We start from the raw sequence: 13,532 nt of genomic DNA on the forward strand, positions 1-13,532 counted from the left end.
TGGGCGGGGCGATGCGGCCGGCGCGAGTGGTGCTGCGGCCGGTGCAAGGGACGACGCGGCCGGTGCGAGGGGCGACGCGGCCGGTGCGAGGGGCGACGCGGCGAGTGTTCCGGCTGCCGTGCGGACCGCGATCACCGGTGTGGGCTGGGCGGTGGCGGGACCCGGCTTCGATCCGGTGACGGCCCTCGCCGTACGCGGCATGCGGCACAAGGCCCGGTCGTCGCGGTTCGCGGTGCGGGTGGCCCGGGGGACGCTCGATGACGCCGGGCTCATCGGCGCGCCGGAGCTCGACGGTGCGGCGGTGGTCGTCTCCAGCAACTTCGGCAATCTGGACGCGGTGTGCGACTCCGTCACGACGATCGCCGCCGGTTGCAGCAGGGACGTCAGCCCGATGCGCGTACCGCACCTCTCCAGCGCCGTCGCAGCGGCCTGGATCGCCCTCGACCACGGCATCCGCGGCCCCAATCTGACGCTGTGCAACGGCGCTTCGGGCGGGCTCGACGCCGTGGCCGCGGCACGGAACCTGATCGCGGCGGGCCGGGCCACGGTGGCGCTGGTGATAGGCGTGGAACCGAGCACTCCGCCCGTGGCCAGGCTGCACGGGGAGAGCGCGGGGACCCGGTGGATCGACGGGGCCGTGGGTCTGGTGATCGAGCCCGTGCGGCACGCCGTGCACCGCGGTGCCCGGATCCGCGCGGAGATCGCCGGATACGGCAGGGCGGCCGACGAGCGGTCCGCCGTCCGGGCAGCGGGCGCCGAGGCGGTCCGGCGCCTGGACGCGGATCCGACCGCACGGTTCGGGCGGTGCTCGGGCGCGCTGGGGGTGGTGCAGTGCGCGATGGCCGTGGAGCAGCTGGAACGGGAGGCGGTGGCGGGGGGTGCGGATGCCGGGGCGGGAGCGGGGTTGCCGGTGGGTGGGGCCTCGACGGGGCAGCCGGTGGGCGCGGCCTCGGGGGGCCGGACGGCGGGGGCGGTGCTCGCCGTCGCGGGCGCCGGGGCCGGGGAGAGCGACGGGACCTCGGTCTCGGCGCTGGTACTCGCACCCCCTGGGGAAGCAGAGCGCATGCCCCCTCGGGGAGGCGTACGCACGCCGACCGTACGTACGCCCCCTCGCGGGAGGGACACATGAACCCGTTCGACGACGACCCCCGTGTCGTGATCACCGGTCTGGGTGCGATCTCCTGCCTGGGCACCGGGGTCGGCGCGTACTGGAACGGCCTGCTCGCGGGTGGCGGGGAGCCGGAGGCGATTCCGCTGCCCCACCTCAACATGCGGACCAGGAAGATGTATCTGGTCGACCGGGCGGAGGTGCCCGCCGAGCCGTCCTGCCATGCCGGCGTGGAGCTCGGCAGCAGCCCCCGCCTGGCGATCGCCGCGGCCGAACAGGCGCTCACCGACGCCGGAGTGGAGGACGGGGCACGCGAGACCGTTCCCGTGGTGCTCGGCGTCGAGCTGGGCAACTCGGACATGCAGGAGCTCCAGCGCAGCGCGGGACGGACGACCTGGACGACGCTGACGCCCGCGGCCGCCGTCGTGGGGACGGCGATCGGCTCGCGTGCGGCGCAGACAAGTGTCGGCAACGCCTGCTCGGCCAGCGGGTACGCGCTCACGATCGGGCTCGACATGATCCGTGCGGGTGAGGCGAGCACGGTCCTGGTCGGCGGGGCCGAGGGGGCCACACGGGCCAGGATGGGTGCTTTCAACCGGCTGGGGGCCGCGGATCCGCGGCGCTGCCGGCCGTTCGACCGGAGCCGGGCCGGAACGATGTTCGGCGACGGCTCGGCCATGATCGTGCTCGAAGCGGCCGATCACGCCCGGCGGCGTGGAGCCGTACCGTACGCCGAGCTGGCCGGTGCGGCCTGGAGCTGCGACGCCTATCACGCGACCGCCCCCGACCCCTCGGGCGACCAGATCGTCCGGGCGATGTTCGACGCGCTGGCCGACGCGAAGCTGAGCGGTGCCGATGTGGGCTGCGTCATCCCCCACGGGACGGGAACACCGCTCAACGACGTGGTGGAGAGCCAGGCCCTGCACCGGGTGTTCGGGCCACGGATGCGTGAGCTGCCGCTCTTCTCGCTCAAGGCGATGATCGGTCACACGACCGGTGCGGCAGGCGCCTTCGCCTGCCTCACGGCGACCCTCATGCTGCGCCACCGGCGGGTCCCGGCGAACACTCCGATCGACCAGGACCCGGAGTGCGACGTCTGGCTCCCCCAGGAGCGTCCCGTGCCGCCGGCCGCGCCCGCCGTCCTGGTCAACACCTACGCGTTCGGCGGCAACAACACGTCTTTCGTGGTCAAGGGCCTCGTCGACGGCGAGGGCGACATCGAGGGCGAGAGCATCGTCGAGGGTGTCGGTGCCGGTGTCGGTGTCGGTGCCGGTGCCGGTGCCGGTGCCGGTGCCGAGGGTGTCGGTGGGGAGGCGTCGCAGTGGTCACGGTGAGCACCGGTGAACTGGCCGTCGTCGGCATGGGCATGGCGGCGCCGGGCGTCTGCGGGCCCGCGGACGCGCTGGCTCCCGCCGGGGCGGCGGCCCCCGGCTGGTTCGAGGCGGAGGTCGCCCTGCCCGGGCGCGGCTACCGGCGGCTGCCCGATGCGTGCAAGTACCTCCTTGCCGCGTCGAGGCTGGCGGTCGGTGACGCCGGGGGCCGGTTCGCGCGGACCGAGCGCGAGCACCGGGGCGCGGCGGTGGCCATCAACAACACCGGCGCCGCCCTGCTGGAGGCGATGGACCGCACGATCATGCGGGAGGGCGCCGCGCAGATGTCTCCGTCCAGCAGCCCTTTCATCGCCATGAGTTCGTTCGCCAGCAGGCTCTCGATGGAGCACGACATCACCGGCTTCAACCTGACCGTCAACTCCCCTGTCACGGCCGGTCTCGAGGCGTTGCAGATCGCGGCTCGCGCCGTCGCGGCGGGCCGGGCCCGTGCGGTCCTGGTGGGCGCGGTCGAGGAGGCCCTCTCACCTTCTCAGGCGCTGCCGCCCGCCCCTGGAACACCGTGGCAGCCGCCCGCCACTGGAGCACCGTGGCAGCCACCGTCCCCTGGAGCGCCGTCGCGGGCGCCCGCCTCCGTGCCGCCGTCGCAGGCATTCGCCCCCGGAACGGAGGCGGGCGCCGCCGTGCTGCACTGCGAACCCGCCGCGGGGGGACACGCGCGCTACGGCACGTGCCGGGTACGGAGTGCCTTCCTTGCCCCCGGTGCGGCGACGCACGACGCCCACGCCGTCCTCGGCCCGCTGGTCGGCGACGCCCCACCGGGCCGGGTCGACGCGGTCCTCGACGACTCCGCAGTGGGGACGGCCGCCGCACGGTGGCTCGACCACCTGCACGGCGCGTGCGAGGTCGTCGTCGTCCCGGCACCGGCGCAGGCCGGTTGCCTCACCCCGTTGCGGCGCGTCGTGGGCCTGTTCGCGCAGGCGCACACGGCCCCCACCCGGCGCGCGGTACTCACGGCCTCCGCCCAGGGCACGCTCGCCTACGCCGAGCTGACCGTCGCACCACGAGGCGGGAGTTCACCCGGACCGCGCGCGCCGCGGGCGGCGGCCGCCAAGGGAGGAGAGTGATGTTCGTTCCCCTCAAGGGTTCCTGGGCCCTGGTCTTCGGCGTGTCCAGCGGCATGGGCAAGAAGACCGCGCGGGCGCTGGCCGAAGCGGGCTGCAACGTCATCGGGGTGCACTTCGACCTGGCCGAGGGACAGCAGCGGCGGGCGGAGCAGTATGCCGAGACCCTGGGCGGGCTCGGCGTGGAGGCACACTTCTTCAACCGCAACATCGCGGCGCCCAGGGCTCGCGCGGAACTCGTCCCCGTCATCCGGGACCTCACGTCCGGTGTCGGGCCCCGGATCGTCCTGCACTCGGTCGCCTACGGGACGCTCACCTCCCTCCTCCCCGCGCGGACCGGCCAGGAGGAAGAGGTGCCCGAGGTCACGCAGCAACAGTTGACGATGACGGTCGACGTCATGGCGCACAGTCTCGTGTACTGGATCCAGGACCTGGTGCGGGCGGCGCTGCTGCCGCGGGGGGCGAAGGTCTTCGCGATGACCAGCGCGGGCGGGTCCCGGGTGCTGTCCGGCTATGCGCCCGTCGCGGCGGCGAAGGCCACGCTGGAGTCCCATGTCCGCAACCTGGCGGTGGAACTCGCCCCCCGGGGCGTGGCGGTGAACGCGATCCGGGCGGGCACGACGATCACCCCGGCACTGTTGAGGATCCCGGGCAACGAGAAGCTCGTCGCCCACTGCCGGGGCGTCAATCCGGGCGGTCGGCTGACGCGCGCCGAAGACGTGGCCGAGGCGATCGTCGCCCTGTCCGTCTCGGACTCGCCCTGGCTCACCGGAAACGTCATCGGGGTCGACGGCGGAGAAGCACTCGTCGTCTGAAGCGAACCGGGGCCGAGCGTCAAGAGCGACACCACAAGGGCCAGATCGAAGGAGGACGGCACCGTGTCAGGCAACCCGACAGCAGGCGTCAACCGCGAGGACCTGCGCGCGCTGATCGCCGAAGAACTCGAACTCCCCACCGAGGAAGTCACCGACGAGGCCAACCTCAGGACGGACCTCGCCGTGGACTCACTCACCGCCATGGAAGTCGCCGTACAGATCGAGAAGACGTACCGCATCACCATCGACGAGGAGGAGATCAAGTCGCTCACCACCCTGGCGGCCATCCACCAACTCGTCTCCGCCAAGCTCGGGACAGCCCGATGACCGACGGGAGCAGGCCTGTCGCGGTGGTGACCGGCGGCTCGCGCGGCATCGGAAGGGCCGCCGTGCTCCGCCTGGCGGCCGACGGCTTCGACGTGGCGTTCTGCTACCTCTCCACGCCGTAGCGGGCCGAGGCGGTGGCGGCCGAGGCTCGCGGCGTCGGGGCGCGGGTGCTCGCCCGCAGGACCGACGTCTCGGTGGCGGGCCGGGCCGCGGAACTCGTGTCCGAGACGGAGGCCGAACTCGGCCCGATCGGCGCGGTGGTGGCGAACGCCGGTGTCGTACGGGACCGGCCGCTCGCCGGGATGGCCGACGACGAGTGGGACACGGTGCTCCGTACGAATCTCGACGGCACCTATCACATCTGCCGTGCCGCGGCGCGCTCCTTGATGCGGCACGACAGCGGGGCCATCGTGACCGTTTCCTCGGTGGCGGGCATCCACGGCAACATCGGCCAGTCGAACTACGCGGCGTCGAAAGCCGGGATCATCGGGTTCACGAAGTCGATCGCGAAGGAACTCGGCCGGTTCGGAGTACGCGTCAACTGTGTTGCGCCCGGCATGATATCGACGGACATGACCGCTGAACTCAGCGAAGCGAAACGCAAGGAGCAGATCAGCAGGATCCCGCTGCGCCGACCCGGAACACCGGACGAGGTAGCGGACTTGGTGTCCTTCCTCCTTTCCCGCCGTTCCGCCTACATCACGGGGCAGGTCCTCGGAATCGACGGCGGTTTCTCGCTCTGAGCCCGCGGGTTCCCCGGCGACCCCAATGGCTTCCTCCCGACGGAATTCCCCGACTCCATTCTTCTACGCCAGGGCGACCGCGGTCAGGGCACGTCGCCGGTGTAGTGGAAGCGGCAACTCACGCCCGGGCCCGGCCTGCGGGGTTCGCCGGGCCGCGGGCCGTACAGCGACCGGCCGCCGGGGAACCGTCCGAGTTCGGTGGGCAGGGCGACGCCCTCGTCCACGTCCTTGGGCCGCCGGTCCGTGATGCGCAGCAGCAGTCCGTCCAACGGCCCGCCCGTCAGCACCGCATACGTCTGGTCGGCCAGCGGGCCGGGGTCGTCGTGGTCGTGCCCGTACACCCGGCCGCGCAGCAGTTGCTCATCGCCGTTCATGCCCTCAGCCTTGCAGCCACCACTGACAATGCGGCTGCACTATGTCCATTTTTGCACCGAAAATCCGCCTCTTCATGCTGTTGTTGGCGTACGTAAAACATCACCCGTATTGCGCGATGATCAGCGACACGACGCGCCCCGATACGTGACGAGCGACACCTCACCCCGCGCCCGTCCCGTGAAATGAGTCACACCAATGAAGACGCCCTCGCGGGGCTCTCGGGAGAGCGCATGGGGCGCACTCCCTTTCTGGCAAAGAGGATTGGGCCAATCGATCAAAGAGGGCCGGGGAATATGATCACCAGGAACGGACCTGGTGCATTCCTCTCCGCAATTCTGGTCTTGTTCCGCCGGGACTTTCTCGCTTAACGTCACCGTCAATCCGGATGGAACGCCGAATCCTGCCGCTGTCCGGAAACCTTTCCGATCACTCACTTACGCACGGCAGGAGCGGGGGACCCAGGCAAGACGCCGATCCGGTTTCCGGAACGGCTCGGGGTGAAGTCGCGCACGCCGCGACCGGACATCTCCCGTCCGAACCCGACAGCTCACCTCGTAGGCGACGGAGAGGAATGCGCCATGCCCGCAAAGGGAAAGCACCGTCGTCCCAAGTCCAGCCCGCTCGCCCGGGGCATCGCCGCCGCAGGCACGGGAGGAGCCGTCCTCGCGCTCCCGGTGCTCGGCGCGACCACCGCCGCCGCGGCGGAGCCCCACACGGCCGCCAAGCCCGCCGCGGCCCCCGACAGCTACGTCGTCGTCGCGGGTGACTCCCTCTCCAAGATCGCCCGCGAGCACTCCCTGAGCGGCGGCTGGCAGAAGCTCTACCGGGACAACCGCGGCGTCATCGGCGCCGACCCGAAGGTGATCCACGCCGGCATCGAGCTCACCCTCGGCAAGAAGGGCCCGGCCGGGCCCGCGGAGAAGCCGGCCGCCTCCGCCGAGCGGGCGGACCGCTCCGAGCGCGACAGCGCGCTCGCCGAGCCCGCCGCCGCCCCGGCGAAGAAGACCTACACCAACGACCTCGACGGCTGGATCAGGGAGTCACTCGACCTCATGGCCCAGCACGGCATCCCCGGCTCCTACGAGGGCATCCACCGCAACATCATGCGTGAGTCCTCGGGCAACCCGCTGGCCATCAACAACTGGGACGTAAACGCCGCCGCAGGCACCCCGTCCAAGGGGCTCCTCCAGGTCATCGGCCCCACCTTCACCACCTACCGCCTGCCCGGCACGTCGCTCGACAGCTTCGACCCGGTCGCCAACATCACCGCCGCCTGCAATTACGCGGCCGCCCGCTACGGCTCCATCGACAACGTCAACGGCCCGTACTGAGGCTGCCGCACGCGGACCGTTCTCTGGGGACCCGCACTCGCAGGGCGCTAATGCAACGGCTAGCTCGTCGGGTTGAGCTTGCGGAAGTACGTCCAGCTGGTCTCGTTCGGTTCGCTCCACCTCTCCGGGGCGTGGGCGAATTCCGGGTGGTGGTCGGCGATGTGGGCGCGGGTGCGGTCGGGGACCTCGGCGTACGAGCCGAGCTTGCGGCCCCGGCAGTGGAAGGTGAGCCCGCCGGGCCGCTGCCCTCGGGCCATCCACGGGAGCCATGGGGACATCCGGGTCCACGACATGGTGGCGGGGACGCTCGGCGCGGTGCCGGCCAGGTCGGCGCGGTCGGCGAAGAACTGGAAGAGCTCAAGGGCCTTGTAGGTGTCGCCCGCCGAGTGGACGGGGTACTGGGCCACGGGCAGGGGCGAGGGGTAGGCGAGCGGGATCTCCAGGCTGAAGCAGACCTGTCCGTCGAGCTCCGTCGTCGGTATCGGGAAGGGACGCCACTTCTGGTTCGCCGGGTCGTTCCAGATGTGCACCACCGGCAGGTCCTGCCAGGTCTCCAGGATCTCGCGGCTCGCGGGGTCGAGGTAGAAGGCGGCCTCACGGGTGAGCAGTCGGTAGGCGTCCTGGCCGGCGTCGGCGTCCCGGACCAGGCGGGCGACGTTGAGCCCTTCGAGGCCGAAGACGTGCTGGTAGGGCTCGTCCGGAGCCCAGGAGTACACGTTCCCGGTCCACCAGTACGTGACTTCCGCACCGTCGAGCGAGGCGCGGGTCCGGGCGAAGGAGCGGAGCAGCTCTGCGGGTGTCGTCATACGGAGTACTCTGCGCGCCCCAGGGCGGGGGGCCTCGCCCGGGGTGGACGTTGCCCGGGCGGACGCCGCCGTGGACGCGTGGGCGCGTTGCGCGTGAGCGAGGAGGTTGCGCGGTCGCCGAGGGGTGCCTGATACGTGGTGGATGCCAGGCGGAGGCACAGGAAGCCCAGGATCGTCGACGGACGCGGACGGCAGGTGCCGACCGCGGTACGGGACCGTCGGACTCGCACCCGGCGGCAGACGAAAGGAGTGGGCTCTTGCGCACGTCAATGGGTCGCCGAGCGGGCACGGCCCTGGCAGGCGCCGGCGCGTTGGGCCTGGTGTGGACGAGCGTGCCCTCCGCCGCCGCGATCGTCGGCGGCAAGCCGGTCGGGGACGGTGAACGCCCCTTCGTGGTGCAGCTACAGCAGCGGGACGACGACGGAAGCTGGTCGCACTACTGCGGCGGTGCGCTCGTCGACAGCCGGGTGGTCGTCACGGCCGCGCACTGCTCGAAGTGGGCCGAACAGGGGAAGGTCACGATCCGGGTCGTCCTGGGGCGGTCCGACGCGACTACCGACCAGGGGACGGTGGTGACCAAGGACCACTTCACCGTGCACAGCCACCCCGCGTTCTCGACCGAGACCAACACGGACCTGGGTCTCATCGTGCTCGACTCCCCCGCCCGCCAGAAGAGCGCGAGCCTCCCGCCCCTGGGGGCGAAGCCGCAGGCGGGTCGCCTCCTCCGGGCGGCGGGCTGGGGGCGTACCGACTTGGAGAGCGAGGCCAAGCCCACGCGCCTGCACGAGACGGCGCTCCCGGTCACCGAGTTCGACACCGAGGGCGGGACCTGGGACAAGAACTTCGTGTGCGCCGGTACCCCTGAGCGGCGGGTGGGGCCCGGGGACAGCGGAGGACCGCTGTTCGCGCCGCCCTCGCGCGGCAAAGCCGTGGTCCACGGCCTGGTGAGCGGGGACACGAACACCTGCCCGGGGCTGTTCACCAATCTCTCCGACCCCGCCGTCTGGAAGCCGTTCCGCAAGGTGCTCGCGGCACACGGACTTTCCCGTGTCGTCCCGGTTCGGGCAGCCGCCGAGGCAGCACACGCGGCGCCGGCGACACCGGCGACACCGACGGTCTGACACTCGCACGGTCCGGCCGACTATGCGTGCGCCTGGTCTGCTTCTTCACGCCGGTCGGCAGCCGCTGCACCCTGTCGGGAGGAAGGTCGGTTCCGCGTACCCCAGCGTTCGAGTGCGGGCCCGACGGCAGACCGCGGCATTGATCGCGGACACCGCTACGGTCCAGCGCGGCGCGTCCGTGTGCTCGGAGATCCAGATCGGCAGGAGCAGGGACACCACCGGATACTGAAGGCCCATCGCACCGTGCAGGACGGTGAAGGTCACGAACGGACGGTCGCTGAGCGCCGACCAGCAGCGCTGCTGCGGCGGTGCCGCCAACGCCTGGTAGGCGGGGAGCAGGAAGAGGAGGAGCGCGCACAGTGCGAAACTGGCCGCGTTGCCGAGAATGAGCACGACGTAGGCGGTACGCGTGTTCGCCGCGACGGCGAAGCCGGCGCCCACGGTTCCCAGGACGACGCCCAGATTGACGTACGTACGGAGTCTCGACCGGAACAGCGCGGGACGGTCGGTACCGACCCTGACCACGAGGGCTCCCCAGGCCGCGCCGCTGACGGCTGCGGCGAGCTGGTCGAGGGTGGCGACGACCGTGAGGGCCGCCCAGCTCTCGACCAGCACGAGCGCGGACATCGCCACCGCCTGGACCGCGAGGGCGAGCATCATGACGGTGCGGGGCCCGCGTCGGTCGGCCAGGTGGCCTCCCGGTATCCCGGCGAGCAGACCGATCAGGCCCGCGACGGTGAGGGCGGCGCCCACCTGCGCTGCCGGTAGGTCCACCACCAGCGTGAAGTAGAGCGCCGCCGCCGTGTTGAAGAGGCCGTTGCCGACTCGGTTCACGAAGCTTGCCAGGATCAGAACACGCTCTGACCTGTTGCTTCCCGCCAATGAGCTATGCGGTCGCGGCCGGGCGATCTCCCCTTGATCATGAGCGCAGGCTAACAGCGGGTGCTCACACCACCGTTGGCCCCCGTCACGGCGCGAGCGCCGACTGGTCCGCGGCCCACAGCCAGGTTCCGTCCGGCTGACGACGGGCTATCTCGACGGTGATGTCACCATTGGTCAGCGTGGCCGCGGTCATCGCGAGGTCGCCGCTCACCAGCGCGGGGTGCTGCCTGCCGGGCGAGAGCACCGGCGCGGCGGCGACGAACTGCTCGTACACCTTGCGGATCTCCGCGTGTCCGGTCGCGATGTTCCCCGGGGGGAACGCCAGCACGGCGTCCGGTTCGTACAACGCCACGAGTCCGTCGACATCGCCTGCGTTGGCGCGCTCGATGAAGTACCTGCCCAGGTCGTTCGGCTCGACGGCAGCCTGCTTGTCCGTCAAGTCCTTGTCCCTCAAGTCGTTGTTCGTCATGTTCTTGTTCGGCATGTTCCTGTTCGTCATGCCGCTCAGCTTCCCAAGCAATACACGACACCCTGTGTCACGTATTCCCGTAGAGTTTTACGCATGCGCGCCGACCGCTTGGTATCCCTGGTGCTGTTGCTGCGGCAGCACGGCCGGATGTCCGCGGCCGCGCTCGCCAGGGAGTTGGAGGTGTCCACCCGCACCGTGCTGCGCGACATCGACGCGCTGTCCGCAGCCGGTGTCCCGGTCTTCGCCGAGCGCGGCCGCCACGGCGGGTTCGCCCTGTTGCCCGGGTTCCAGACGGAGCTCACCGGACTGAACCACGACGAGGCACTGGCCCTGCTCGTCGCCGGATCGCGGCGCGGCGCCCAGGCGTTCGGCCTCGGTACGGCGCTCGCCTCAGCCATGCGCAAGGTGGTCGACGCGCTGCCGGAGAGCTATCGGGCCACCGCGGCCGGTGCGGCTCAGCGCCTGCTCATCGACCCGGAGACCGACCTCCTGGCGCGCCGCGTCGACGCCGATGAGGTGCCCGACACCGTCGTGGCCGAGGTCCGGCGCGCGGTGTTCGCCGGACACAAGCTGCGCATCCGCTATGCGGCCGTGGACCAGGCCCCGAAGTGGCGCACGGTGGACCCGATCGGCCTGGTCACCGTGCGCGGCCAGGGCTATCTGCTGGCCACGAGGTCCGGTGCGGACCGCACCTACCGGCTGTCCCGGGTCGTGGCCGCCGAGGAACTCACCGCACCGGCACAGCGCCCGGACCGCGTCGACCTGGACCGGGCCTGGCAGGAGCGCAGCACACGGTTCAGGACCGGCGGCGACCAAGTCTCCGTCCTCGTACGGGTGGACCGGTCGCGGCGCGAGGACCTTGTGGGCACCGCGCTCGCCGTCCTCGCCGAAGTGACCGACGCCGACGCCGACGGGAGGCTGCGCCTGGAGGTGACCTTCCAGGATCCGAGGCACGCCGAATGGGCGCTGTGGCAACTCGCCACGAGCGCGCAGGTCCTGACCCCGCAGTGGTTGCGCGACTCCCTGCGCGACCGCGCCGCCGCGATGGCCGCCGGCTACGAGTGACGTCGGGCCTACCGGGCCGGGGCCAGGTCGGTGTGCACCAGATGGTGGTCCGAGTACGGAGAAGGACGCACGCCCTGCTTGAGCGGCACGAAGTCCCGCAGGAAGACGTAGTCGAACTTGAGCTGCCAGTCGGTGGTCGGTTCGCAGGTGCCGGGTCCGGTGGGCAGGGGAAGGCACTGGGGGTCCGCGTCCGTGGCCCGTGCCCACATCCTGGTCAGTTCGGGGGTGTCCGGGACGGCGTTGAAGTCGCCGAGAACGATCGCACGCTCGTGCCGGGCGACCGCTTTCGCGAGTACGCGGGTCTGGCCCGCCCGGACCGCCTCCTGGCGCCGCTGGGCGAGGTGGGTGTTGAACACGCGGACGGGCTCGCCGCCCACCCGCGTGGTGACGGCCATGTACCCACGGTCTTCGGATCCGCCTTCGGGGTACTCCACGTTCACGCGGTCCGTCATCGGCGCCGCCGAGAGGATCGCCTGGCCGAAGGCCCCCGGGCTCCACGGCCACCCCCCGCAGCGGCTCCGCTTGCGGAGAACCGACCCGTACTCGACGTGGTACACGAGCCCGTGCAGGTTCTTCAGGTAGTCCCTGATCCTCTCCACGTCACGGACGCACGCTTCTTGCAGGCCGATGACCTGGGGCGCGTACGCGGCGATCTCCGCGGCCCTGCCGACGTTGTTCTCGTCGCACGGGTTGCAGATGTTCCACGTCATGACCCGGTTCGGTACGGCGTCCCTGACCTCTCCCACGGGCAGCGACCTGGCCCAGAGGGCACCGCTCGGTGCGCTGGGTCCGATCAGCAGCAGGCAGACCACGGCCATGGCGCCCGCGAGCAACCGCGTACCTCTTCCGAGCACCCTTGCCTCCTCGGCTTCTGACGGCTTCTGACGGCTTCTGACGTCTCCAGGCACGAGATTATGCGACGGAGTTGTCGGAACCGCGTACGGTGCCCCGGATCTCCAGCGCCCCTCGCACGCGGCCCGGAACGGCTGCCGGTCGGTGGCCACGGAGGCATCGGTGCAAGAGTGGGCGGGCGGAGGCGACCCCGGGGCCCGTGTAGCCGACGCCACAGAAGGCGCGAGGAATGTCGGCGGACGGCCGGGGCACAAGGGGCGATGCATGAACCCCTGTGATCAGTGGCTGAGAGGGAGGCACCCCATGCTCATGGCACACCCGGCCGTGCTGAAGAACCTGGTGGAGCGGTACGAGACGCTGCGCGCCCTGCACGCGGAGCAGGGCACCGCGGAGACTCGGCAGCGGATGGACGACGTCGCCTACACGCTGTGCGTGTCGACGGGTACCCGTGACATCGACGCCGCCCTCGTCGCCGCCCGGAACCAGCTTCCCGGCACTCGTACCGGGGACGACTCCGTCCTCGCCGCGTGATCTGCGGCCGCCGGCCGACCGTGGGCCCGGTCGGCCGGCGAGGCCTACAGGCAGTCGCCGGGCTTACAGGCGCTCGACTGACGGGCGCTTGACTTACGGGCACTCGGCGTACAGGCAGTCGGTCTACGGGCAGTCGGCTACGTGCGGCCGTCAGTCACGCCCCGCTCGGGACCGTAGTCACGCCACCCTGCCCGGAACCATAGTCAGGCCCTGGCGGGACCGTCGGCCAGGGCCACCACCGCGGTGACGCGCTTGCCCACCGGCTCGCGACGCATCGCGAAGCCCTCGCAGACAGCGATGACGATCTCCAGGCCGTGCTGCCCCACCCGGGCCGGGTCCGGCGGCAGGATCAAGGGCAGCGCGGTGCCGCTGTCCCACACGGTGACCGTGACGGCGCCCGCCTGGATCTCCAGTGTCAGCAGACACGGTCCGGGAGCGTACTTGCGGGCGTTGGTCACCAGCTCGCTGACCACCAGCTGCACCGTGCCCATGGCCCTGCTGGACACGGGAAGACCGTGCACGGCCCGCGCGTCCGCGAGGAAGCCCCGGGCCAGATCCCGGGCGGCGCCGATGTCCTCGCTGTCCTCGAACGCCGCGGACACCGAGAGGACGTCGCCTGCCGGCGCGTCCCGATCGTCGACGGCCACGGTTTCGT

General features: G+C 71.3%; 17 protein-coding genes and 1 riboswitch. Of the genes, 11 read left to right on the forward strand and 6 right to left on the reverse strand.

Annotated features, from left to right (window positions below; genetic code table 11):
* Nucleotides 1-118: 118 nt before the first annotated feature.
* From ACH4DX_RS15005 to ACH4DX_RS15035, 7 genes are all read left to right on the forward strand, one after another.
* The gene (locus tag ACH4DX_RS15005; RefSeq protein WP_398155362.1) at nt 119-1,129 is read left to right on the forward strand and encodes a beta-ketoacyl synthase N-terminal-like domain-containing protein; all 1,011 of its coding nucleotides are present in this window, start codon (nt 119-121) and stop codon (nt 1,127-1,129) included.
* Complete coding sequence (locus ACH4DX_RS15010; RefSeq protein WP_398155363.1) at nt 1,126-2,442, forward strand: beta-ketoacyl-[acyl-carrier-protein] synthase family protein; 1,317 nt, start codon at nt 1,126-1,128, stop codon at nt 2,440-2,442. The genes ACH4DX_RS15005 and ACH4DX_RS15010 overlap by 4 nt, the downstream gene beginning before the upstream one ends.
* Nucleotides 2,430-3,563 (forward strand): beta-ketoacyl synthase N-terminal-like domain-containing protein, encoded by a 1,134-nt coding sequence (locus ACH4DX_RS15015; RefSeq protein WP_398155364.1) that lies wholly within the window; start codon nt 2,430-2,432, stop codon nt 3,561-3,563. Before ACH4DX_RS15010 ends, ACH4DX_RS15015 begins: the two co-directional genes overlap by 13 nt.
* Nucleotides 3,563-4,375: an SDR family oxidoreductase gene (locus ACH4DX_RS15020; protein WP_398155365.1), complete on the forward strand. Its 813-nt coding sequence runs from the start codon at nt 3,563-3,565 to the stop codon at nt 4,373-4,375. The genes ACH4DX_RS15015 and ACH4DX_RS15020 overlap by 1 nt, the downstream gene beginning before the upstream one ends.
* Nucleotides 4,376-4,438: 63 nt before the next feature.
* A complete protein-coding gene (locus tag ACH4DX_RS15025; RefSeq protein WP_398122542.1) occupies nt 4,439-4,702 on the forward strand; it encodes an acyl carrier protein in 264 nt (87 codons plus the stop codon).
* On the forward strand, nt 4,699-4,824 hold the full coding sequence (locus ACH4DX_RS15030) for an SDR family NAD(P)-dependent oxidoreductase (RefSeq protein ID WP_398122543.1): 126 nt from the start codon (nt 4,699-4,701) through the stop codon (nt 4,822-4,824). Before ACH4DX_RS15025 ends, ACH4DX_RS15030 begins: the two co-directional genes overlap by 4 nt.
* Before the next feature lie 12 nt (nt 4,825-4,836).
* Nucleotides 4,837-5,445 (forward strand): SDR family oxidoreductase, encoded by a 609-nt coding sequence (locus ACH4DX_RS15035; RefSeq protein ID WP_398122544.1) that lies wholly within the window; start codon nt 4,837-4,839, stop codon nt 5,443-5,445.
* 83 nt (nt 5,446-5,528) lie between these two features.
* Here ACH4DX_RS15035 and ACH4DX_RS15040 read toward each other — a convergent pair whose 3' ends face one another.
* The gene (locus ACH4DX_RS15040) at nt 5,529-5,819 is read right to left on the reverse strand and encodes a hypothetical protein (RefSeq protein ID WP_398122545.1); all 291 of its coding nucleotides are present in this window, start codon (nt 5,817-5,819) and stop codon (nt 5,529-5,531) included.
* 422 nt (nt 5,820-6,241) lie between these two features.
* Nucleotides 6,242-6,394: riboswitch (cyclic di-AMP (ydaO/yuaA leader) on the forward strand.
* 4 nt (nt 6,395-6,398) lie between these two features.
* Here ACH4DX_RS15040 and ACH4DX_RS15045 point away from each other — a divergent pair.
* On the forward strand, nt 6,399-7,151 hold the full coding sequence (locus tag ACH4DX_RS15045; RefSeq protein ID WP_398155366.1) for a transglycosylase SLT domain-containing protein: 753 nt from the start codon (nt 6,399-6,401) through the stop codon (nt 7,149-7,151).
* A gap of 59 nt (nt 7,152-7,210) precedes the next feature.
* On the opposite strand, the gene ACH4DX_RS15050 is transcribed toward ACH4DX_RS15045, so the two are convergent.
* The gene (locus ACH4DX_RS15050) at nt 7,211-7,957 is read right to left on the reverse strand and encodes a DUF1838 family protein (RefSeq protein ID WP_398155367.1); all 747 of its coding nucleotides are present in this window, start codon (nt 7,955-7,957) and stop codon (nt 7,211-7,213) included.
* A gap of 257 nt (nt 7,958-8,214) precedes the next feature.
* Between ACH4DX_RS15050 and ACH4DX_RS15055 the strand changes: the two genes are divergently transcribed.
* Nucleotides 8,215-9,078, forward strand: a complete 864-nt coding sequence (locus ACH4DX_RS15055; RefSeq protein WP_398155368.1) for a S1 family peptidase — start codon at nt 8,215-8,217, stop codon at nt 9,076-9,078.
* Nucleotides 9,079-9,123: 45 nt separating this feature from the next.
* On the opposite strand, the gene ACH4DX_RS15060 is transcribed toward ACH4DX_RS15055, so the two are convergent.
* A complete protein-coding gene (locus ACH4DX_RS15060) occupies nt 9,124-9,960 on the reverse strand; it encodes an MFS transporter (RefSeq protein WP_398155369.1) in 837 nt (278 codons plus the stop codon).
* 85 nt (nt 9,961-10,045) lie between these two features.
* The gene (locus ACH4DX_RS15065) at nt 10,046-10,459 is read right to left on the reverse strand and encodes a YybH family protein (protein ID WP_398155370.1); all 414 of its coding nucleotides are present in this window, start codon (nt 10,457-10,459) and stop codon (nt 10,046-10,048) included.
* A 63-nt stretch (nt 10,460-10,522) separates the two neighbouring features.
* Here ACH4DX_RS15065 and ACH4DX_RS15070 point away from each other — a divergent pair, with 63 nt between their 5' ends.
* Nucleotides 10,523-11,494 (forward strand): helix-turn-helix transcriptional regulator, encoded by a 972-nt coding sequence (locus tag ACH4DX_RS15070; RefSeq protein WP_398155371.1) that lies wholly within the window; start codon nt 10,523-10,525, stop codon nt 11,492-11,494.
* An 8-nt stretch (nt 11,495-11,502) separates the two neighbouring features.
* Here ACH4DX_RS15070 and ACH4DX_RS15075 read toward each other — a convergent pair whose 3' ends face one another.
* Nucleotides 11,503-12,312 (reverse strand): endonuclease/exonuclease/phosphatase family protein, encoded by an 810-nt coding sequence (locus ACH4DX_RS15075; RefSeq protein WP_398155804.1) that lies wholly within the window; start codon nt 12,310-12,312, stop codon nt 11,503-11,505.
* A 337-nt stretch (nt 12,313-12,649) separates the two neighbouring features.
* Between ACH4DX_RS15075 and ACH4DX_RS15080 the strand changes: the two genes are divergently transcribed.
* Entirely contained in the window at nt 12,650-12,877 is a 228-nt protein-coding gene (locus tag ACH4DX_RS15080) for a DUF5133 domain-containing protein (RefSeq protein WP_398155372.1), read from the forward strand.
* A gap of 203 nt (nt 12,878-13,080) precedes the next feature.
* Here ACH4DX_RS15080 and ACH4DX_RS15085 read toward each other — a convergent pair whose 3' ends face one another.
* Nucleotides 13,081-13,524, reverse strand: coding sequence for an ATP-binding protein (locus ACH4DX_RS15085; RefSeq protein ID WP_398122553.1), 444 nt, complete (start codon nt 13,522-13,524; stop codon nt 13,081-13,083).
* Between the last annotated feature and the right edge of the window lie 8 nt (nt 13,525-13,532).

Origin of the sequence: Streptomyces sp. NPDC017940, from assembly GCF_044328435.1 — a bacterium.
GTDB lineage: Bacteria > Actinomycetota > Actinomycetes > Streptomycetales > Streptomycetaceae > Streptomyces.